At 40.1% G+C, this 21,842-nt stretch carries 22 protein-coding genes and 4 pseudogenes; 8 read left to right on the forward strand and 18 right to left on the reverse strand.

What is annotated here, in order from left to right; all coding sequences use genetic code 11:
• Positions 1-186: 186 nt before the first annotated feature.
• The gene (locus ACSJJG_RS11360; RefSeq protein WP_481089425.1) at positions 187-1,122 is read left to right on the forward strand and encodes a LysR family transcriptional regulator; all 936 of its coding nucleotides are present in this window, start codon (positions 187-189) and stop codon (positions 1,120-1,122) included.
• 102 nt (positions 1,123-1,224) lie between these two features.
• Entirely contained in the window at positions 1,225-1,758 is a 534-nt protein-coding gene (locus ACSJJG_RS11365) for a LysE family translocator (RefSeq protein ID WP_481089426.1), read from the forward strand.
• Between the two features lie 298 nt (positions 1,759-2,056).
• On the opposite strand, the gene ACSJJG_RS11370 is transcribed toward ACSJJG_RS11365, so the two are convergent.
• The 3 genes from ACSJJG_RS11370 to ACSJJG_RS11380 all read right to left on the reverse strand — a co-directional run bounded on the left by ACSJJG_RS11370 (position 2,057) and on the right by ACSJJG_RS11380 (position 3,298).
• Positions 2,057-2,518 carry a hypothetical protein gene (locus ACSJJG_RS11370; protein WP_481089427.1) on the reverse strand — a complete coding sequence of 154 codons (462 nt, stop codon included), beginning with the start codon at positions 2,516-2,518 and terminating at the stop codon, positions 2,057-2,059.
• Positions 2,519-2,632: 114 nt separating this feature from the next.
• Positions 2,633-2,890 carry a hypothetical protein gene (locus tag ACSJJG_RS11375; protein WP_481089428.1) on the reverse strand — a complete coding sequence of 86 codons (258 nt, stop codon included), beginning with the start codon at positions 2,888-2,890 and terminating at the stop codon, positions 2,633-2,635.
• Positions 2,891-2,971: 81 nt separating this feature from the next.
• Positions 2,972-3,298 (reverse strand): hypothetical protein, encoded by a 327-nt coding sequence (locus ACSJJG_RS11380; RefSeq protein WP_481089429.1) that lies wholly within the window; start codon positions 3,296-3,298, stop codon positions 2,972-2,974.
• 174 nt (positions 3,299-3,472) lie between these two features.
• Here ACSJJG_RS11380 and ACSJJG_RS11385 point away from each other — a divergent pair, with 174 nt between their 5' ends.
• Positions 3,473-4,261 carry a PhzF family phenazine biosynthesis protein gene (locus ACSJJG_RS11385; RefSeq protein ID WP_481089430.1) on the forward strand — a complete coding sequence of 263 codons (789 nt, stop codon included), beginning with the start codon at positions 3,473-3,475 and terminating at the stop codon, positions 4,259-4,261.
• A 175-nt stretch (positions 4,262-4,436) separates the two neighbouring features.
• On the opposite strand, the gene lldD is transcribed toward ACSJJG_RS11385, so the two are convergent.
• The 6 genes from lldD to ACSJJG_RS11415 form a co-directional block, all read right to left on the reverse strand.
• Positions 4,437-5,579 (reverse strand): FMN-dependent L-lactate dehydrogenase LldD, encoded by a 1,143-nt coding sequence (gene lldD, locus ACSJJG_RS11390; RefSeq protein ID WP_481089431.1) that lies wholly within the window; start codon positions 5,577-5,579, stop codon positions 4,437-4,439.
• Positions 5,580-5,919: 340 nt separating this feature from the next.
• Positions 5,920-6,522 (reverse strand): RBBP9/YdeN family alpha/beta hydrolase, encoded by a 603-nt coding sequence (locus tag ACSJJG_RS11395; RefSeq protein WP_481089432.1) that lies wholly within the window; start codon positions 6,520-6,522, stop codon positions 5,920-5,922.
• 104 nt (positions 6,523-6,626) lie between these two features.
• Positions 6,627-6,872, reverse strand: coding sequence for a hypothetical protein (locus ACSJJG_RS11400; RefSeq protein ID WP_481089433.1), 246 nt, complete (start codon positions 6,870-6,872; stop codon positions 6,627-6,629).
• Positions 6,873-7,183: 311 nt separating this feature from the next.
• Entirely contained in the window at positions 7,184-7,726 is a 543-nt protein-coding gene (locus ACSJJG_RS11405) for an NADAR family protein (protein ID WP_481089434.1), read from the reverse strand.
• Positions 7,727-7,931: 205 nt separating this feature from the next.
• The gene (locus tag ACSJJG_RS11410) at positions 7,932-8,384 is read right to left on the reverse strand and encodes a DUF2335 domain-containing protein (RefSeq protein ID WP_481089435.1); all 453 of its coding nucleotides are present in this window, start codon (positions 8,382-8,384) and stop codon (positions 7,932-7,934) included.
• A gap of 110 nt (positions 8,385-8,494) precedes the next feature.
• Positions 8,495-8,692: a Cro/CI family transcriptional regulator gene (locus ACSJJG_RS11415; RefSeq protein WP_481089436.1), complete on the reverse strand. Its 198-nt coding sequence runs from the start codon at positions 8,690-8,692 to the stop codon at positions 8,495-8,497.
• A gap of 98 nt (positions 8,693-8,790) precedes the next feature.
• Here ACSJJG_RS11415 and ACSJJG_RS11420 point away from each other — a divergent pair, with 98 nt between their 5' ends.
• Positions 8,791-9,504: a LexA family protein gene (locus ACSJJG_RS11420; protein ID WP_481089437.1), complete on the forward strand. Its 714-nt coding sequence runs from the start codon at positions 8,791-8,793 to the stop codon at positions 9,502-9,504.
• Between the two features lie 96 nt (positions 9,505-9,600).
• Positions 9,601-9,801 (forward strand): annotated as a pseudogene (locus ACSJJG_RS11425) (Rnf-Nqr domain containing protein); the annotation flags it as partial.
• On the opposite strand, the gene ACSJJG_RS11430 reads toward ACSJJG_RS11425, so the two are convergent.
• On the reverse strand, positions 9,766-10,863 hold the full coding sequence (locus ACSJJG_RS11430; RefSeq protein WP_282885621.1) for an ISAs1 family transposase: 1,098 nt from the start codon (positions 10,861-10,863) through the stop codon (positions 9,766-9,768). The pseudogene ACSJJG_RS11425 and the gene ACSJJG_RS11430 overlap by 36 nt on opposite strands.
• Before the next feature lie 289 nt (positions 10,864-11,152).
• Here ACSJJG_RS11430 and ACSJJG_RS11435 point away from each other — a divergent pair, with 289 nt between their 5' ends.
• Positions 11,153-12,535 (forward strand): IS4 family transposase, encoded by a 1,383-nt coding sequence (locus tag ACSJJG_RS11435; protein ID WP_282885658.1) that lies wholly within the window; start codon positions 11,153-11,155, stop codon positions 12,533-12,535.
• A gap of 103 nt (positions 12,536-12,638) precedes the next feature.
• Here ACSJJG_RS11435 and cml read toward each other — a convergent pair.
• The 7 genes and pseudogenes from cml to ACSJJG_RS11470 all read right to left on the reverse strand — a co-directional run.
• A pseudogene (gene cml / locus ACSJJG_RS11440) lies at positions 12,639-13,811 on the reverse strand (CmlA/FloR family chloramphenicol efflux MFS transporter); the annotation flags it as partial.
• 412 nt (positions 13,812-14,223) lie between these two features.
• Positions 14,224-14,646, reverse strand: coding sequence for a YybH family protein (locus ACSJJG_RS11445; protein ID WP_189761280.1), 423 nt, complete (start codon positions 14,644-14,646; stop codon positions 14,224-14,226).
• 291 nt (positions 14,647-14,937) lie between these two features.
• The gene (locus ACSJJG_RS11450) at positions 14,938-15,360 is read right to left on the reverse strand and encodes a fascin domain-containing protein (protein ID WP_189761281.1); all 423 of its coding nucleotides are present in this window, start codon (positions 15,358-15,360) and stop codon (positions 14,938-14,940) included.
• 399 nt (positions 15,361-15,759) lie between these two features.
• A protein-coding gene (locus tag ACSJJG_RS11455) for an IS1 family transposase (RefSeq protein WP_189761441.1) occupies positions 15,760-16,454 on the reverse strand; the annotation gives its coding sequence in 2 pieces (ribosomal slippage) (positions 15,760-16,205 and positions 16,205-16,454; 696 coding nt in all).
• Positions 16,455-16,517: 63 nt separating this feature from the next.
• Positions 16,518-17,555, reverse strand: coding sequence for a DNA-methyltransferase (locus ACSJJG_RS11460; RefSeq protein ID WP_481089438.1), 1,038 nt, complete (start codon positions 17,553-17,555; stop codon positions 16,518-16,520).
• 7 nt (positions 17,556-17,562) lie between these two features.
• A pseudogene (locus tag ACSJJG_RS11465) lies at positions 17,563-18,557 on the reverse strand (tyrosine-type recombinase/integrase); the annotation flags it as partial.
• A 238-nt stretch (positions 18,558-18,795) separates the two neighbouring features.
• A complete protein-coding gene (locus ACSJJG_RS11470; protein WP_189761220.1) occupies positions 18,796-19,134 on the reverse strand; it encodes a hypothetical protein in 339 nt (112 codons plus the stop codon).
• Positions 19,135-19,637: 503 nt separating this feature from the next.
• Between ACSJJG_RS11470 and ACSJJG_RS11475 the strand changes: the two genes are divergently transcribed.
• Both ACSJJG_RS11475 and ACSJJG_RS11480 read left to right on the forward strand, forming a co-directional pair.
• Positions 19,638-19,862 carry a hypothetical protein gene (locus ACSJJG_RS11475; protein ID WP_189761221.1) on the forward strand — a complete coding sequence of 75 codons (225 nt, stop codon included), beginning with the start codon at positions 19,638-19,640 and terminating at the stop codon, positions 19,860-19,862.
• Between the two features lie 272 nt (positions 19,863-20,134).
• Positions 20,135-20,470 (forward strand): annotated as a pseudogene (locus ACSJJG_RS11480) (ORF6N domain-containing protein); the annotation flags it as partial.
• A 552-nt stretch (positions 20,471-21,022) separates the two neighbouring features.
• Here ACSJJG_RS11480 and ACSJJG_RS11485 read toward each other — a convergent pair.
• On the reverse strand, positions 21,023-21,841 hold the full coding sequence (locus ACSJJG_RS11485; RefSeq protein WP_282885620.1) for a DUF2829 domain-containing protein: 819 nt from the start codon (positions 21,839-21,841) through the stop codon (positions 21,023-21,025).
• Between the last annotated feature and the right edge of the window lies 1 nt (position 21,842).

The following is a 21,842-nucleotide window of genomic DNA, read 5'->3' on the forward strand; positions in this document are numbered from 1 at the left end:
TTCCCCTTGTCTGAGTCAGGAATATTTAGTGGTATTTTGTCCAGGATTCACATTAGTGACACAAAATTATTATATACTCGATAAACTTCAAGTTGCAACCTGCAAGACGACGTGGGGAAATATAACACGCATTTTGAAATTGGATTGGTATAATCATTGGATGATTCATTCCATGGAAAACACATCTTGAATAATTACAAGTTATTACCAGCTTTAGTATCAATATTGCAAACCCTTAACCTAACTGAGTCTTCAAAGCAATTAGGTGTTACACAATCAGCAATGAGTAAAATATTACATCAGCTGCGTGAAGATTTTCATGACAAAATTATTGTGAGAGAGACAAATCAATTTATGCTCACCCCAAAAGGTGAAAAACTGAAAGAAAAGCTTCCAGCATTGATGCAACAATTAGATAACCTCTATACACCAGAAATAATGGAACCAGACCTTTGTAAGAGAAAATTCACCTTAGCATCCAGTGATTATGTCGCCCAGGCCATCTTGCCATCTATAATTTATAATATTGAAGTTGATGCTCCTAATGTGAGTATTGAATATAAATTGTGGCATAAAGACAATTTGAATAAGTTTGCTGAACAAAATATTGATTTAGTCGCAACCATTGCCGATACGATACCTGATAACTTATACGGTAAAATGATGGCTGAAGATCAACTTGCCGTTGCATTTAGAAATATACATGCCAAAGCTAATAGCGATATGACTCTTAACGACTATATAGAAGGCCGACATATTTTGATTAGTGGCGGCGGAGATAAAGACAGTTTTGTCGATCACATGTTGGCAAAGATGAACCTAAATCGTCACATTTACACTACTGTTCCCTTTTTCCAGGCGGCCATTGAGTTATTGTTAAAAACAGACACCATGCTAACTATACCACTGCATATTGCTGCTGATTTTGCTCAAGACTATGATTTACAAATAAGACGCTTACCTATTGATATTAAAGCACAACAATACTACTTGCTATGGCATGCGAAACATCACCAAGATCCAGAACATAGATGGTTTAGGGATATCTGTTTTCCTCTGATCAAAGCTCATCTTGAAAGAACTATCGAACATGGTATGAAATTAATTCATACCTACAAGTAGATTTTTCGTCTTTTATAGATGACCTTGTTACATTAATATAATCAACACTTTTTCATATAGATGGTAACATCGGTTATTTTAAATTTTATAATGGTAATAAATATGCTTTCTATAGAAACACTTGTTACATTTATCAGTATTTCAACTTTCCTATGTTTCTTACCAGGCCCTGATAATCTTTTAGTTTTAAGTCAGTCTGCAATAAATGGATGCAAATCAGGCATATTAATTACCATTGGCCTATGTATTGGATTAGTAATGCATACCTCTTTAGTTTCATTAGGCATTGCAGCAATAATACAAGCTAATACGGTGGCCTTTGAAATTATCAGGTTATTTGGTGTGTGTTATTTAAGCTATCTGGCTTGGGGAGCCTTTAAGGCAAAACCTATTCATCTCAAAAACAATACCAACAGTTTTAATGATGCAAAAAAACTCATTAAAAAAGGTTTGTTTATGAATTTATCAAATCCAAAAGTAATTATTTTCTTTTTGGCTTTTCTGCCTCAGTTTACTACTGACAATACAATCGCTATTCCAGTATCTCTTCAATTATTATATCTAGGTTTAATATTTGTCGTAATTGCTTTTATTGTATTTACGATCATATCCTATTTGTCCGGCTTTTTAAAATAAAATGATATCCAGTAAACCATCAGTACAAACTATTCTTAATAGAATTACCAGTTTGATATTTATAGCATTAGCCATTAATTTATGTATTGATCAGCATCTACCCATCGTTTAATACCTTTTGTGTCAGCCTCACATTCTTGATGATATGTTGGTTAATATCAGTTGCTGCTAAATTTGCGAATCCTTTCGCTATTTTTAGCATCCTTGCACACTATTTCGCAGCTTTTGTTACATTTATGAGGCAGTTTTAAACCTGTGTTAACTGGCAGTTAACTCAATTAATTTCAATTAATCTCAATTAATAGTAAGAACGACAGGCATCGGCAATATCAGCATAGGAATAACCATTCCCCTGCTCTTTCTCTAATTTCTGCTTTGTTTCCCTATAGCAACGACGTTTATTCTGCTCTCTGAAATGATGCATAAAGTTGTCTTGTGGCTTATGAGAGAACTTAAGCTGTTGCTCACTCCAATCATAAGAAAGCTTCCAGCTCTCTTTATCAAGTCCATTGTGATGCTTGTTAACTCTATCATTATATTCTTTAAGTTCATTTTCCTGCTTCTCGACTAACGCATTGTCTTTAGCCAGTTTTTCCGTGTTCCAATTCCCACGATCCAGTGTGTCCCTCTTTTTCAGGTACTCTTCTGAAGGTTTATTATCCGCGGGGATACCACTTTGGTAGTTTAAATCCAATGCCAGAGCTTGAAAAAACCACACTGACAAAATTAAAAATAGGCAATGGGATCCTTTGATTTTCATATCTTTCCTTAATGGGAATATAACAATGACGTTTAGTTTGCTCTCTGAAAACGTTCAGACTGCATCCTGAAGCGTTGTATCTCTCGCTAAAGGTCTTGTGCATTGGGAGGATAATCATAAATGGGAAAGTGTTGTTGTAAATACATTATATTCTTTAAGTTCATTTTCCTGCTTCTCGACTAAGGCATTGTCTTTAGCCAGTTTTTCCGTGTTCCAATTCCCATCATGCAGTGTGTCCCTCTTTTTCAGGTACTCTTCTGAAGGTTTATTATCCGCGGGGATACCACTTTGGTAGTTTAAATCCAATGCCAGAGCTTGAAAAAACCACACTGACAAAATTAAAAATAGGCAATGGGATCCTTTGATTTTCATATCTTTCCTTAATGGGAATATAACAATGACGTTTAGTTCTGAAAACGTCAGCACTGCATCCTGAAGCGTTGTATCTCTCGACTAAAGGTCTGCTGCTGCATATGGGAGAATATAAGAACCCTGCGGATACCAATCATGAGGAAAGCTCAGGTTCTTTGTCCCAAATCTATCATTGTATTCTTTCAGTTCCTTCTCCCTCTTCTCAGCTAAGGTATTACCTTTAGCTAGTTCCTTAATGTCCCAATTTCCGTAGCCCGAATTGCCCAGGTTGAGCCTCTTTTTCAGGTATTCTTCTGAAAGTCTGTTATCTGCGGGGATATCATTTTGGTAGCTTAAATCCAAAGCCAGTGCTTGAGAAAACCACACCGACAAAAGTAAAAATAGGCAATAGGATCCTTTGATTTTCATATCTGTCCTTATTGGGACTATAACAACGAATCATTATTTAATAACCATTATCACCTAAGGTCAACACTACAATTTCTGTGTATTTTGCAATCAAACAAAATAACTATTTACAAATCAATGAGTTTTCAACATTCTATATTTTTCTTTTTATTATAAAAATTAAGTGAGCTTCTGATGCATTCATACCCTATTTATCATGTCGATGCCTTTACGGAAAAATTATTTTCTGGCAATCCCGCTGCGGTTGTATTGCTGGATAAATGGCCAACAGATGAAACGCTGATTGCTATCGCTGCTGAAATTGGCCTGCCGGAGACCGCTTTTTTAGTAAAAAATCATCTACGCTGGTTTACACCTAAAGTCGAAGTCGATTTATGTGGACATGCAACGCTGGCGACCGCGTTTGTCCTCATAACCCACCGCAACATCCAAGAGAAATTACTCACATTCAAAAGTCGCTCCGGTGAACTCCGAGTTTTTCATCAAGATGGTGTTTTTACATTGGATTTCCCTGTCGCCGATTGCCATGAAGAAAATGACCTCATCCCTGTCATACAAGACGCCCTGGGACAAAATGTTTCCGCAGTATTAGCTTCACATGATCGTTATATTTGTGTTTTAGATTCCGTAGAACAAATCATCAATACCCACCCCGATTTTAATAAGATTGCGGCCCTGCCCTTGCCAGGACTTACCATTACCGCTCGCGGTGATTCGTCCGCTGATTTCGTTTCTCGTTATTTTGCACCAGCTAAAGGTGTCAATGAAGATCCTGTTACAGGCTCCAGCCATTGTGTTCTTGCTCCTTTTTGGGGAAAGCGGCTCAATAAAACTGAGCTTCATGCCCGTCAATTATCAGAACGAGGCGGGGAGCTGTTTTGTCGAATAGATGGAGATCGTATTTATCTGACAGGTAAAGCAAGACTCTTTTCACACGGTGAGATACTGCTTGAGAATATATAATCCTTTATTTTTGATAAATAGGAAAAAATGCCTCAATTATACATGTTAGCTGAAAATCCTCACGGTCAGCCGGATAAACCTGCATGGCAGGGATATCATCCTATTGGTATTTAAAAGATTAACTAAATATGGTCAGCAGGATTAATTCTGCTGACCAACATAGCGCCATCTACCACTAACCTTGATTAAGTGCCAACAAATCTGAATTAATCTCCGAGATTGATCTCGCTCCGGTCAAGGTCATCGCTACCCGCATCTCTTTCTCAATCAGATCCAGCAAATTAGAAACGCCCGCTTCACCTGCCGCTGCCAACGCATAAACAAACGCTCGCCCCAGTAAAACACTATCTGCGCCCAAGGCAAGCATTCTCACCACATCTAATCCTGTCCTGATACCGGAATCAGTAAGAATGGTAATGTCGTTTTTGACTGCATCTGCAATCGCAGGTAAAGCTCGTGCCGTTGATAAAACACCATCAAGCTGACGGCCGCCATGATTTGAAACCACAATACCATCAGCGCCAAAACGGACAGCATCTTTAGCATCTTCTGGATCAAGGATGCCTTTGATAATCATCGGCCCTTTCCAGAAATCACGGATCCATTCCAAATCTTTCCATGAAATGGATGGATCAAAATTACTTCCCAACCAGCCAATATAGTCTCCCAATTTAGTCGGTTTGCCACGATACACAGAAATATTGCCCAGATCGTGTGGCTTACCCCATAATCCTACATCCCATGCCCATTGAGGATGAGTCATCGCCTGCAAAACACGGCGCATGGCCGCATTCGGACCACTCATACCGGAACGGGCATCACGATAACGCGCTCCAGGAACCGGCATATCAACGGTAAATACCAGATTTTTGACTCCCGCAGCCTGTGCCCTTTCCAATACATTGCGCATAAAACCACGATCTTTTAGCACATAGAGCTGAAACCAGATTGGGCGATCGATTGCAGGAGCGACTTCTTCAATCGGACATACTGATACCGTCGACAAAGTAAATGAGATCCCCTTTTTAGCTGCGGCACGTGCAGCTTGCACTTCACCACGGCGCGCATACATTCCTGTCAGTCCAACAGGACCAAGTGCTACCGGCATTGACATTTTCTCGCCAAATAAGCGGGTTTCCAGACTTAACTCAGACATATCCTTCAACACACGCTGGCGTAACTCAATATTGGATAAATCGGCAGTATTACGTTTAAGGGTATGCTCTGCGTAGGCTCCACCATCAATATAGTGGAACAGAAAAGGCGGTAACTTAGCTTGAGCTGCATCCCGATAATCAGTTGAAGCGGAAATAATCATAATACCTACCCTAATGTTGAAAAGTTATTCGCACATTTTTAAGATACCAGAATCAAGGCCATGACAGCCGCAACCCCACAGCCTAGCATTGGTAAAATTGTCTTTTTCATAATCTGGCCTTCTGCGTTGGTGATCCCAAAAAAAAGGCATTCAACCCGGAAAGAGTATTTTATCCCCCAAAAGTTAAAAGGGAAACCGTTTTAGGGCCTGAGAAAAATGATAGTCAACCCTAATAACGGACAAATAAAATTTAAAAAACCCACCGGGCCTTTTTAAATAAAAATTTCCCCCCAGAAAAAAAAGAAAAAAATGGGGGGTTAAAAAAAACCATTTTCTATATTCATTCTGATAGCATATTTTCCAGAATATCATAAACAGGTAACAAACGATTGAAGCCATCCCTATCAAGGAAATGTCCACCATTATCAATATTAATCACTTCCGTTTGCAAAGAATGAGCCAGAGCCAGGGAGAACTGTGGAGAAACAATTTCATCATTAGATGAAATAAGTGAAAAACGGTGTTCGGTTACCTCACGCAAGAAAGCATAATCTAACGGCTCAACAGTAAAAGAATCCAATTCTGGTAAAGTAATTTGAGGAGAGCCAAATCCAGAAACCAAAATATATCCACCAATACGAAGATGCTGAGAACGCATCAATGCTAAATGTCGCAATAACGTGATACAACCGAGACTATGACCAACAAAAATTGAGTCTTTATCTGCCTCAGGCACGATATCCATCAACATCTTAGCCCAGGCTTCTGGTTTAGGAGATGATGTATCAGGCATTGTAGGTATGATAACTTCCGCACCCTGTGCAATAAGTTTCTCTTTTAACCAAGGGAACCAATGTGATGAAGGCGAAGCTGTATATCCATGAACAATAATTATTTTTTTGCCAGAAAACCGCCCCTGACCACTTATTCTTTCTGATATCACTCATTTCCTCCTATTTAATAATTTATCTATTTATGGAGTCAACCATCTAATCATTAAGAGCTTGAAACTGAGATAAGTCAATAATAGTGTACATGACCTTAGTCTTATCCTGCCAGCTCTCTGGCCTGTTTTTCGAGCCAAGAAACCACCGCATGATTATTGAACATGTAAAAATGCCCTCCTGTGAAAATTTGTTGTTCTATTGGCGCAGTTAACACTCGCCACCATTCCGCCAAACGAGAAACAGGAACTCTATTATCCCGATCTCCTCCTATCACATAAGCGGGGATATTCAACTTTACTTTCGGTAATAAAGACAAAGAATTCAATAAAATGAGATCATTTTTCATTGAGCAGATTAAGAAATATCCCATGAATTCTTCAAGCTGTTGCTTTGTTGTTTACAACTGTAACTTAAAATCGATTGATTATAAATAACTTTGAAAAATATTCATTAGGGAAAGAATAATAACTATTTATTTCTTTTTCTATAACAGAAAAAATTGATTATTTTATAATTATTAATTAACTCATAATGTTAGATTTGATGCGATTACGTACAAAGCAAAAGAAAATCAGTAAATGCCTAAGACATAGATAACGTGATGATTACAATAGAAAGTTAGTATAGAACCTATCAGATTAGACTCTATACTTAAATTTATATCTTTAATTTATCGCGCACAGCCATTAATGCAAACCCGAGTAAGTTGAGGCCATCCCACATCAAAGGATTATTAATGTTAGCAGTGTCTTCTGATAATCCAATCCCCCAAATCCGGTCAACGGGACTAGCCTCAACTAATATTTTATCCCCAGTATTCAATAAAAACTCGGCCAAGGACTTGTTTTGAGAAAACTTAGCTAAGTTTCCTTTAACCACTATATTTAACCGATGTTCATCCCAAATCGACTGATTAAACCCACATATTTCACGCCCATATGCTTTTGCCGCCCCTGGGTTTTTAGCATTGATAATTTTTTTCAGCACTTCGTGATCATTAAACAAACGAGCTTTACCTGCCATCATATAATGTTCCGCACTGACATAGTTTATGTTATCAACAATAAATGGAGCTGGATACCACTGACTTAAACAAGCTTTAGTTATGTGGTTGGAATGATTGGTTTTATGCCCCCAGAAATAAAGATATTTCAGTTTTTTTCCTGTCTGGTGCAAATCACATAAGGTTTTAATATCCATATTAACTCTCTATAACATGCTAATTTAGCTTTAATACATAAATATTCCCTATCATACAAGTTATTTTATGTTTGTCGATGCATATCACATTAGTTTAACTAATGTAACATAAAAAAAACTAAAAAAATAAAAAATAACTAATGTAAAAGATAGAAAGTAAGAATAATCACATATTTTTTGAATAAACCTTCATATTATTCTGAAATTATTTAATATTCAATTTACGACCAATGGCAAATACAGAAACCAATCCCACCAAATCTATAGTGATTAAAGTACCAGCAAATAATATTTCGCCTCTAAAAGCAAAAACAGTCGCAATGATTAAGATAAATATGGTAATGAAAAAGCCCATCCATTGCCCTCGTCGATCTCTGTTTATCACCCCATTCAATGCTTTATTCTGCTTTTCATGTTGAAAAACCTGCTCTTTTTCTCTGAGAGTAAATACTCTTTCGGCGTAACCTGGTAAAATTGTTTCATAACTCTTCAATACTTCAGGGGATGGAAACGAATCAAGACAATGAGATATCTCTTTATTTTCGAGTAAATATTCATCTGACGAATCAGCATCTAAAGCGTTGTGGTAATCATTTACGGGCATAATATCAAGAATGCTCCCTATCGCTCTGAAGTAATGACCAATGTTAAAGTTCACGTTTTCTCCCCCGACAATATACACAAAAAACACTTTAATAAAATCAGTGAGATAATTAAGTTCAACCTATAATAAAGATGAATTAATCGTACTTCTGATATCTTCGTTATTCACAATACACCTTGCTTTTGGCTAGGGAACGGACGGCATTCTTCAGCTTTGTAGGTTCCATCTTCTTGACGAATCAAAAATATTTTCCGGCCTGAACGCAATGCCTTACTGATCGCTGTTTGATGAACACCGACTAAACGTGCTGCTTTAACTTGGCCATTCAACTTTACATACTCTGATAATGGGATTTTTTTCATAACGATTTCTCCTTCTCTCAAAATAATATCTAAAGTACTAAATATTTCAATACTTTTAGTACTTATCATTTCAATAGCGTTGGTATTAAAATGAGTCCATGAAAAAGAAACTTACAGCAGAACAAGTTGCAGATTCAGCACGTTTAAAAGAGATATTTGAATCCAAGAAAAAGCAGCTCGGCATCTCTCAGGAAACGCTTGCAGAAGACATCGACAAGACACAAAGTGCAATTTCACACTATCTCAACGGGATAAACGCCCTTAACTTGGAGATGGCGGCCTATTTTGCCCAAAAACTGGAAGTCAAAATTGCAGATTTCAGTCCATCGCTGGATAAACAAGCAAGAAAACTTGTCTCTGTTCTCTATGGTGATAATGCTGCATTTGCCGGTCATCTGCTCCTGCATAGGCAATATCCATTACTCGACTGGGTAAATGCAGGTCATTGGTGCGAAGATCCCGCACCAAAATACCAAACAAGCCGCACTGCAAAGGCATATGAAACCTGCATTGAATGTTCACAACATGCTTTTTGGCTGGAAGTAAAAGGTGATTCAATGGTATCGCCGAATGGACTAAGCATACCGCAAGGCATGATCATTTTAGTTGATCCAGAAGTTAAGCCGACTCCGAACAATTTAGTCGTAGCAAAACTCGATGGAGAGAAGGAACTGACTTTCAAGCAACTGATTACAGAAGGATATGATACATTTTTAAAGCCATTAAATCCCCAATACAATATGATTTCTCTTAGTAATCAAGTACATATTATTGGCGTGGTTGTGGAAGCGAGGGTTGGGAAATTACCTTAAAAATAATGAACTAGACTTACCCGTTATCAAATGACACGACCAGTTATAAAAACAGCATTGGCCATAATGAACAGGGTATTATTTTTTAATTTATGTGGTATTGGCTGGATGCTCGCGATTATTGCCCTAGCCGGGTTACGAGAAAAAATGAAATATTCCAATATACCCAAAGGATTAAAGGGATTAGGCATTACTTTTATCACTGTCGGCCTTATGTCACTTGGATTTATGTCCAGGGCGGGATTCCACTTTGTATTTAATTTAATCAAAGATAAGCTGACTACGGAATTCTGCTGACCACGTTGCTCTTCGACGTTTAGCCACTTGACTATCTTTTATACTGGTATTTTGTTTAATCACATTGAGTGCTATACGATTAAAAAGCGCCATTTGTGCCGCACCATCAGGATCTTTAAGCGAAATAGCATCTTCCCTAAAGGTGACATCCAAAACCCAATGCAGCTCATTTTCCACCGACCAGTGTCTTCTTATTGCTGTGGCCGCCAGTTCCGCATCTAAAGGCAATGAACTGACATACCAGCGTGAGTCACGATGGGGGGCTTGGCCTTTCACTTTGCGTTCACTGACTACTTCTATAACCGATTGTATTGAAGGCCATTTTTCCTGAAGCCCTTCGGGTAATGCCACAGGAATTTGCATAACATGACGGAGTTCTTCTCGCCCATGACCTCTACTTTTCTCTGTAAATTCAACAAGCTCATGACTTTCATAATGCGCAGCAAAATGGGATTTAACAAACTCAGCCAGACTTTTCTGATTACCTTTAACGGCAACAATAAAGTCGCCCCCCCGCTGAGTAATTAACTCAAGCGTTTCTTTCTGGCAATGCAGCGCATCCATCGTGACGATCGTATCATCAAGCGCCAATAATTCAATCAGTTGTCTTGCAACCGGACCTTCTTTGCCTTTACTTTCGGCTGTCCGATGATACAGGGCAACACCGGAGTCCACATCATAAGCACTGACTATATGCAGGGCTTCAAACAGAGTCCCTTTACACGTCCCTTTCATCGTTTTTCCATCAATAGCGATAAGGCTTTTTCCTGCTTTGAGCCGGCGCTGATTTACCCAGCTATAAAAGGCTTCAACCAGGGCATCTTGTTCTATCATTTTGATAATATTGGCAATACAGTGACGACGAGGAATACCATGAGTAAAGCGCGTATATTTTTTAAGCCACTCGATTTGTATCTCACCAAATTCTTGAATCGATTTCCAACCTGATGCACCACATAACACGGCTGCAAAAGCCAAAAAAATCACATCCATCAATTCATGTTTTTTATTGATGTCAGAACGTGGGTCATCTATCTTGCTGATAAAATAAAAAATACTCATTGTTATGATCGCTATTTTTATGGAATAGCGTGATCTTAGCGTTTTCATGGGAGAAATAGCTATAAAAAGTCATATTCTGGTCTTTATTTAACCTCAATAACCTTGCTAAAAATGTGAGATCTCGCCCTGGATTTATGTCATTCTCTGGGATATCAATTTAATAAAATTAAAAAGCCCCGCAAACGCCTGTCTCTTCTACACAAATCCCTCGATTGAATCGAGGGATTTTTTTGAACCTTTTTCTACCTAGCTGATCTCAATAAGAAATACGACGTTGAGGTAACGTATGATGTTTTCAACAGATGCTGAGCAATGGGCAAAAGAAACTTTTCAATATGCTGATTTAGGGGATAGTCGCCGCACTAAGCGCCTGATCAAACTGACTTCTTCTCTTGCAAATCATTTAGGACTGTCTCTCGTGCAATCTTTAAAATCACCTGCGGATATCGAAGCTGCTTATCGTTTCGCTCGCAATCAAGCCATTAATCCTCGCGCTATCGCAGAAGCTGGCTTTGTCGCCACCGCTGAGCAGGTTAAGCACTATGATTGCCTCCTCGCGCTTGAAGATACGACCTCGCTGGAATTTACCCACCCTACGGTTCGAGATGAGATGGGGCACACCACATCCAATAAGCGTTCCAGAGGTATGCATGCGCATTCCGTTCTGCTCTTTGCTCCTGATAAGCAACAGGTCGTTGGGCTGATTGAGCAGACTCGTTGGACCAGAGACCTCCAAGCTTACGGGCAAAATCAACATCATGCGAGCAGAGCTTACAAAGACAAAGAAAGCTATAAATGGGAACGGGCTTCACGCGCAATGGAAACCCGCCTCGGTGCTGACATGCGGAAAGTTATCTCTGTCTGTGACCGAGAAGCGGATATTATTGAGTATCTGACCTACAAGGTCTCAAATCATCAGCGCTTTGTCGTTCGCTCTATGCAAAGCCGTTGCATAGAAGAAAGTCCCGACAAGCTTTATCATTACAGTGGCGCCTTGGTGTATGCGGATACGAGAACGGTTCAAGTGAAGCAAAAAGGTGGGCGAAAAGCACGTGATGCCCACTGCGAAGTTCGTTATGCGGCGGTGACCGTAAAAATCCCGGCAAATAAAACCGGTGACGCCGTCCCACTGTACTATGTCGGTTGTCAAGAAACGGGAAATCATGGTGGCTTGAGCTGGCACATTCTGACCTCAGAGCCAGTGAAAACAAAAGAAGATGCTAAGCGTATTCTCGATTACTACGAAAAACGGTGGCTGATCGAAGAATTTCACAAAGCATGGAAAAGCGGCGGAACTCAGGTTGAAGAGTTACGCATGCAGAGCAAAGAGAACCTGGAACGCATGGTGGTGATACTCGCGTTTATTGCAGTCCGTCTTCATCAACTGCGTTACCTGGGGCTCAATAAAGAGGAAGCAGAAAAGCAGAGCTGTGAAATGCTCCTGAGTCCGCTAGCGTGGAAATTACTGTGGTCAAAGCAAAACAAATCGAAGCCACCGAAGAAAGCCCCAAGCCTCTACTGGGCCTATATTAACCTCGGCAAGCTTGCAGGTTGGTACGATTCAAAACGTAATGGTCGAGTAGGATGGGAAAGATTATGGGAAGGATGGTTCATATTACAAACCATCCTGGAAGGTTACCTGCTTGTACAGTCTCTTGAGCTAGAGATGTGATCAAGAGACAGCGCAAACGCGAGGCTTATAATCCTGTCACGGTATTCGCAAGTCAATCCACTTAACAACTTTGATCCAACTGTTTTTGCCTTCCATGGTCAATAAAGCAGGACAGGCAAAGTACGACTATTGCCAGAACCAGACAATAAGCAATAATCGGCCAGGTAGTAGCATTGGATAAAAGTGTAATGGTGAGCGTTCCACCTATTCCCAACAATACCCCACCCAAACAGGAGTAGAATGCCGTTGCTGTTCCGGCCATATGATCAAAACCTTGTAGTGCGCCATTAGGTGCTACTGAAATCGCCATAGAGATCCCAACACCAACAAGCCACATTGGAACAATAAAGCCAACCACCGACTCAGGTATGAACGTTTCCCCAACAGATAGCAGCAACGCTCCTGCCATCAGGCAAAACATTCCTACCCGCAACGTATTTAGAAGCCCCCAGCGGGTAATCAAACTACCCACACTTTTCGCAGTCACCATCATTGCGATAGCCACAGTTGCAAATAGCAAACTGAAAGTAATTTGTGATAATCCTTGTCGATTCATCATTATCCAAGGGGCCGTTGAAAAGAAGACGAAGAAGCTTCCCAGCCCTGCACTATAGCAGAGTGTATACATCCAGAAATTCCGGCATCTTACAGGAAGAAGTAATTGCGACCACTGTAAGTCTGCTGTCGGTTGCCGTCTGGTTTCTGGACAGAATTTCCAGACCACAATAACCGTAACCGCCATCGCACAGCCTAATAGAGCAAAGATTGCGCGCCACCCCAACCAAATATCAATCATCGTTCCGAGCAAAGGAGCTACTGCCGGAACCATAGCAAGCATAGAACCGAGCAAGCCATAGATTACGTTGATTTCTTTACGGCCCGAATAGATATCACGTACAGCCGCGAACATGGCTACGAGACATGCTGAAGCTCCACAAGCTTGAATAATGCGAAAACCCAAAAAAGCTTCTGGTGATGAAGTAATGGCAAGGCCGAATGAAGCAACCGTATAAGCAATTCCACCGCTAAGCAAAACAGGACGGCGACCTAACCGATCTGACAGCGGGCCAAATAGAAGCTGGCCGACGCCTAACAGGATCATATATACAGTCAGCGTTAGCTGGATCGCTCCCGCTCCAGCCCCAAGTTCATCAGCGATGAAAGGCATTACGGGCAGATACATATCCATAGCCAGTGATGCCAATAAGTTGAATGGGGATAACAATAATATTGTGACGGCAAGAGAATATTGCCAGAAAAAATCTTTTGAGTGCACGAATCCATCTCCTAAAGTTAAGGATTTGGCGGCATTCTTATAGAATTAAATGCTTCTTGAGAACGCCGCAACAACCGAAAAAACTGTGATTGCTGCGGCTTATCTATCTGTTATGTGCATTTTGAGGGTACTCATATATGGGTTATCCTGTAGTCTTAAATTACGGGGGTACTTTATAGATAGTTTTTCATTAACTAAATACGATATTCCTTTTAACCCCTATGTTACCTGCGTATATTAGCAGGGAAATCAAGTTTTACTGTATTTCCCGCTTTTATCAAGCTGATTATACGGCTTTCTAATACTGATTTAGCTGATTTTCTTTCAACACAGTGTAACCCTGAGTTATCTGGTCAGGCTACAATGTTGCGAACTACGGGTTTTTACTCAATAAAAATGAACTTTAACATCGCTATCTTCCTTCACATAATAAATCCGTTCCATAAGAATTATCTATGGCGCACAACCAGTTACCATTGACCAATTTAAATACATATGTTGCTTTTCTTATCGTATCAAATGAAGCTTCGTTTTCTAATTTAGAAGATAAAATCGTTTCTGCTAATACCAGAGCACAATCTTCACCAAAAATGACTTTAATTTTACCCTGAGATACTTTTAATGAGTGATTAAAATATTGTGCAATAGTCAAAAATGCTTTATGTAAAGCGGGCTTTCCAGATACAGTGAAACCATCTCGAACAACTAACGAACCATTTTCTGTATAAAAATCCATTAGAAAATCAAAATCTTCCTCAGTAATAGCTTTATCAGCCTTTGCTATCAAGCTTATTAATGTTTCAGTGTGCTGTCTACATTCATTCTCTGAATACATATTTACTCCTTGGTTGGATAGGAATCAGCTAAAAAGCAATAAAAACCCGCTTAACTGAAATAAACTTCGAAATTTACACATTATCAGAACTGTTAAAAGTATAAAATAGTATTACTGTATATATTTTGTTGCACTTTTTTTATGAATTTTCGCTTTTTTTCTAATGAACAGCATCTGACAAGTTTGTCTGCTTCGCTGGATAAACAGAAAAGTGGCCCCATTATGCGGCCACTAAACTAAATATATAAACTTATTCGTTCCAGTTAACAAGAAAAATAATAATTATCTTCACTATTCAACCAAAGTTACTACTCGAAATTGACAATAGACATCCAAAACAACTTTATCAGGTTTGATATAATCAACATTATTTATTGTAATTCGGCTAAGATAGTTACCCGTGTCAGCTTTCAATGCAATTATATTACAACCGACATCCACGACAGTGAAAACAGAGTAAATATCCGCCGTTGGTTTAATAGCTTCGATAAAATTACCATTTGATTCAGCTATTCGGCTGAGATAAAGCTTGTTATCTCCATAAAGTGCTATTTTATTAGGATTATCTGGATCAAGATAGACAACAGTAAAACGACAATATTCATCTATACCAGATTTTGCCGCTTCAATATATTGAATTCCATTCCTATTAATTCGACTTAAATAAAGACCATTATCTGCTTGTAATGCAATAGTTACTCTTCTAAGTCCCATAATGAACCTCTAATTAATTATAAAATCTATTCATTATTAAACCACCACTCCATTCGTTTCTCATATTTATAATTTCAAGCCATAAAATAAATATGATGCTCCTGCTGAGCAGCATACTATTCCGTTTAAAAAACCAAATAACAAAAAATATTCATTTCATATTAAATAGCATGTAAAAATCGTAAAAAACTTACTCACCCCTTGCGATGCCAAGAGTAAAGAATCTTCTCAACTTTGGTATTTGTCAGATTCACATATTTAGTTGCCTGTTCCATTTTTATGATAGAATCATTAAATCTTTCCCGTCACTATTACCGCCGCCACGTTCTTTCGTTCAGTTCAGGCAAGTAATGTCATGTTGACAATTATCCGGTCACGTATTCAAAATGTTGATTGGTCTTAAATATAATATTCTCTTTCGATAAAAGTCCCGATGACTTTGTCATGCATTTCCGGTGATTTTGAATAGCCTAATGTTTTACGATTCAGCCGCTTAATTCGGTTTCTAAGGGTGAGGTTTTCACGTTCAATACGCTGCGTAAAACTTTTTCCGATGAGGTGTTTATCCGTGGGCAACAAGGTGTAAGCCTTGAATTTATCGGTACACCAAAAAGCGACGTTAAAATGCGATAATTTTTTGAGCAGTTTCTTCAACGTCTTTTTGCTTCGTCGGCCGAAAGTATGGGCAATAATACGCTTCAGACGAGGCTCCCAAGCATACCATAACCAACGTTGTTGCTTTTTATTCCCAACAAATGACCACATCTCATCGACTTCACAGATGAGCTCAATTTCCACCTGTTCCAGCGGTAATGTGGTTACACATCGTGGGGACAATTTTTTAAAGTGCGAACGACAGCATTAATACTGATATGTAGTGCCCGTGCAGTGTCACGGATACCGGCATTATTCATGGCAAGATCCACAACTTGTTCTTTTATGCCCGTCCGGCAAGCACGATAAGCATATTCAAGCTGAAAAGTACGGCGACAAGACAGGCAACGATAACGCTGACGTTCACCTTGACCCGTGCCATGTTTTCTTACCGATTCGGTTTGTTGACAAAATCGACATTTCACTTCTACCGTTGCCATCTGATTTCCTGAAAAAGTGAGGAGTATACATGAGAAACAACAAATTGAATACGTGACCAAAAATTATGTTGACAACTGATCGTTAATCTCTTGTTCCGTCTGCTGAAACCGCGCTTCTTCCAGCTCCACACCTAGTACGCGACGATTGAGTTTTAACGCTGCTTTCAGGGTTGCACCAGAACCCATAAAGAAATCCGCCACCAGCTCCCCCTCCCGGCTACTGGACTGGATAATATGCGTCATTAGATCAGCAGGTTTTTCGCAGGGATGTTTGCCCGGATAATATTGCACCGGCGCAAATTGCCAGACGTCGGTATAAGGTACGGCGGCGGTAACAGTAAACGAACGGCGCATTAAGCCATATTCCTGCCGCAATTCGTCATATTGACGCGACAGGGTTAAGTGGGATTCCACCAGCTCAGGATAAGGAGTGTTCAGTTCGCCCCGTTGATGCTTCTCGTTAGCGATACGCTCAAACAGTGCCTGTAACTTTTGGTAATCTGTTTCAGTGGGTAATTGCCATTGGCTGTCGCTGAACCAATGACTGGCCATCTGCTTACCGGTTGCGGTATTAATTTCTTTCGCCGTGACACCTAATACTTTCCGGGCATCACGAAAATAATCCACCAGCGGCTTAAACACTGACTGTTTCAGTTCGCGGCACTGACGGGAATAACCGTCCCCTTTCGGGTGATAAGGCCCTTGGTAATGTTCAGCAAAGATGATCCGCTCGGTTGCCGGAAAGTAGGCTCTTAAACTTTCTTTGTTCTGCCTGCGCCACGGGCCAGACGGTTTCGCCCAAATGATATGGTTCAACACATTGAATCGTTCACGAACGAGGAGTTCCGTATCTGAAGCCAGACGGGAACCGCAGAACATATACAAGCTGCCGTTGGGTTTCAGTACCCGCCAGAACTCGGCCAGGAGTTCATCCAGCCATGCAAGGTAAGCCGTCACATCGTGCCACTGGTTATCCCAGCGACAGTCTTTCACGCGAAAGTACGGCGGGTCAGTAGCGATTAAGTCGATGCAGTTGTCCGGTAACGTTTTGATAAATCTCAGCGAGTCGTCGTTAATTAATGTGATACCACTTAAATTCACAGGCTATTCCATGCCCCGTAGCTCTACCGCCATACCCCATACGCTTCATCATCATGGTATTCATAGCCATTTCACTGAGAGGTTTTTTATAATCAGTTCGACTAGGGAATACATATTGGTATTCACCACTAATTGGGATTAATTGCTGAAACAAAGTCACCACCTGATCTGACAAAGGTACGCTGTGCGGCCTACGCATCTTCATTCTTTCCGCAGGGATTTGAATAACCTTCTTTTCTAAATCAACTTCACTCCACTCTAATTTTCTTAATTCACCAGGGCGCAATCCGGTAATAATTAAAATTCTCAGTGCATGTCTAACAACCTGACTGCCCATGTGCTTATCAATGGATTTTAGGAATTCGGGTAACTCATCAACATCAAGGTGAGGGTAGTGCTCTCTTTTGTGGGGAATAAAAGCACTGGCAAGATCGGGGGCTGGATTATACTCAGCTCGACCGGTGATAATTGCGTATTTCCAAACTTCGCCACAACGTTGACGGACTTTTTTTAACTTCTCAGTCGCCCCACGTTTTTCCATTCTCGAAAGAACATCCAGTAATTCCAAGGGCTTTATATCTGCTATTGGTCTATTGCCAATATAAGGAAAGACGTCATTTTCAAAAGCACTCATCATGTCAGCGCGATACCCTGCCGACCACCTATCTTTGCGTTTTTCGTACCATTCAAGAGTAATTTTTTCAAAAGTATTTTCAGACATGATAGCGCTTTCTCGCTTCTTCTGCTTTCTATCTTCAGAAGGATTAACGCCATCAGCAATCATAGAGCGGCACTCTGCGGTTCTCTTCCTTGCTTCCGCTAAAGATACCTCAGGGTAAGTACCTAAAGAAATCATCTTCTGTTTACCGTCAAAACGATAACGGAATCGCCAACCTCTAAATCCATTGGTTCTATCAACAACCAAAGCCCATTTCCGTCAGATAGCGTATAAGACTTTGCTTCTGGCTTGGCTCTCTTAATTGCCACGTCTGTTAGCTTCATCATTTCACCCATGTGTATAGGAAGATATGTATAGGAAAAACTATACACAAAACTATACACAATTTCATGTCGCTTTCAGGAGACGTTAGGAGATATTAGGAGACTTGGGTTTATTGTTTTGGAGGAGGGAGCAATACATAATACTTAACATAATGATATTAAATAATTAATTAAATTCTATTTTTAGTCCTATACAAATTTCTATACAACTTACATTATACTAAGGCATCTCACCAGCTTAATTGTATAGCTGATGTGTTTTTAGTCCGTGATCTGGTATTTCCACACTCAATAAAACGAGGTCAGTACTTTTTACGTCCCAACCTTGTGAAGGGTGACGACGAATTTCGTCGGAACCTATGGAGCGATTGAGGAAGCAGCCAACTGATAGCCCTGCCAGTAAGAAGCCTTCCCGCGACTGTAATCGTCTGGCCTTTTGTGCAATAACATCACCGATAGTGTCACGGTGATCTTGCCTGTGACTCTGGCAGCTGTCGATTGTGCGTTCTTCTTTTGTCTTCGTGCCATTTTCCACCGCCTGTATATGGTTGGTTTTTTCAATCATTATAATAATCAATAAGTTAAACCACTACGAACGTAATACGTACTCAGTTACATTTAGTAACCTTGTGCTGGACGGCTTAAACTCAAGCCTACCTTCATTGTGATAATCCAATGGAGGGTAATACATTGCCCTATCTCACTCTTTTGCGCACCTCTTAAAGAGTTGTGCAAATTTGTGAGTCAGTATCACTGACGCTCAAATTGTGAGTAAATATTATTTATGCACAACGTCATTTGCGAGTAACTAATAGTTACGCACAAAGTCCGATTATCGGACATTGGATTTTGCATACCGATATTTTCGGTACTCAAACTGAACCTCTTAAAGAGGGGCAGTTCTTGCTCCATGCAATGAGGCAGGCAACCCAAAATAATTGGGGAGCCTAAACTATGACCAAACGCCAAATCTGGCGTCTGGATATTTATCAATGAGTTATCATCTAAGCCCGAATTCGGGCTTTGCTCTGCTATCAGGCTGACAGTTAGTCCCTGAGTTACAATACGGGATAATCCCGCATGTACATAAGCAAAAGGTATGGTGGAAATCACCATACCCAAGGTGGAGTGTCACACTTTGAAGATGGTTGGAATTTCAACCATCATAAAAATCAGCATGTTAGTGTAGTTGATGGCTTAATTGCCGTTATTGATAACCGCGGCTATATCTCTGAGTTTTTGCTCGACCGCCGCCACACAGAAATTCTTATCACTGGTTACGACGAATTTCGTCGTCAGTCATAACTCACATTTTTGTGCCAAGAACACCAAACTCATTTCCATGTATAACCATAATTTTATTTTCCCTGAATATATACATTAATAAAAAAGTGTTGTCTCAGTTGTCTCGGTTGTCTCAATTTATTTAACATGTTGTTTTATAATGACTAATCTCTAAAAATTGAGACAACTTACCCTATTTTATGTTGTCTCAGTTTTGCTTTTTACTCTGCAAACAAATAATAACCAATTGATAAATAATGATTTAATCTTGAATTTAATGTTGTCTCAGTGAGATCGTAGAATATCGCGGTCAGCGTGTTGTGACTACTGAACAGATGGCGGCAGGTTACGGTACAACCGTTGATCGCATTCGTCAGAACTTCAACCGTAACAAGTCCCGGTTTGCTGAGGGAAAACACTACTTTCAAATTGAAGGAGAAGAGCTGAATGATTTGCGCGTATCTTTTAGCGACGCGCAAATTTCTTCAAAAACTCGCTCACTGACCCTCTGGACAGAACGCGGCGCCGCGAATCACTCCAAGATGCTGGAAACTGACCAGGCTTGGAATTACTTCGACGACCTGACCAAGTTCTACTTCACTCGTCGCGACAATATCACGACAGAAGCGGAACTGTTAAGCAATCCGGCAAAACTGCGTTCAATGCTGTCGGTTTATGCCGAAAACGTTGAGCGGCTTGAGGGTGAAAATTAAGTGCTGAGGATATAGGAAATTCCAACGGTTGCCATAGATGGCTCCAATCTGAGTCATTCAACTATGGTGATTTCCACCACGGTTGCGAGTAACTAATAGTTACGCTCAGATTTTGCTCGACGAACTTTATTGCCCGAACTGCACCTCTTAAAGAGGTTTAGTTCTATCGTGATAAGGCAACCCAATAATTTTGGGTCAGCTAACTTACCCTCTTAAAGAGGGTAACCTCTAAGATTGAGGGTTTCTTAATCTAAAGGAACTTTCACACCTCCGTTTGAAACGGAAGAATCAATGGTCTTTATTTATCGTGACGCGTCACGAATAAAGCAATCGGTGAGTAACGGGTTAAAAGGTGAGAAATCCCGCCTTTATCTAAGTCGTTGATTTTATTTATTTCTGGCACAGAGACAGAGATTAGGAATATCAAGGGGCTAGGGGAAGGCCACGCAATGCGCGGCCTTGAAAAGATTAATTATACCACTTACAATGGAAACGGTATGTTTTTCCTTCTTGTTTTAATAGTTCAACCACTTTCTCTGATTCACTATTCTCGTATCGATAAGCCACCTTATTGGAGTCAGGCCTTATTACACTTGCTTTTCCGAGATTATATTCTTTGTCATTTATACTAATTATCAAAGCATTATTACCCAGATCTTCAAACCACTCTTTATCCTTACTTTCGTTGGTAAAATGAAGATTTAAATCATTATAACTTAAGTAAGACCAGACTAAAGGAAGAGGCCCACGCTTGGTAGTATCATTTTCAATAACGTCTAAGGCTTCCTTAACCTCTGTATTGAGCATATTGCCACCCGGTTGACGGGTTATATCAAAAACTAAATTATACTTCGGAGTCTCTGGAGTAGGTTCAGGTGTTGGCTCTGGAATAGGTTCCGGCTTCGGCTCTGGCTTCACTGGCTCCTCTTCCTTCTCTTCCACAAACTCCCAATCGCACGCCATCATATCTTCCTGTGTCGGTTGCCACGGTACGAAGTTACCGTGTTCATTGCGCAGATCGATGTGAGTCAGATAATCGTACTGAGTCCCAACCGCTACACCATCAACCGCGTAAGCACTGCCTTCTTCTACGATTAAGTTACTCACACGTGGTGTAATCGCCAGATACATTCCTTTGTCACCCCAGACAGAACGGGTAACACGTTTGCGGAGTTTTAATTGAATCAACGCCCAAGAGAAAGAACCTACTGGGGCAATAAAGCAATCACACTGATATTGTTTTGGATCGAATGGACATTCACATTCGGGCTTAATAACGTCAGACATA

The sequence above is a fragment of the Xenorhabdus sp. SGI 60 genome (genome assembly GCF_056632175.1).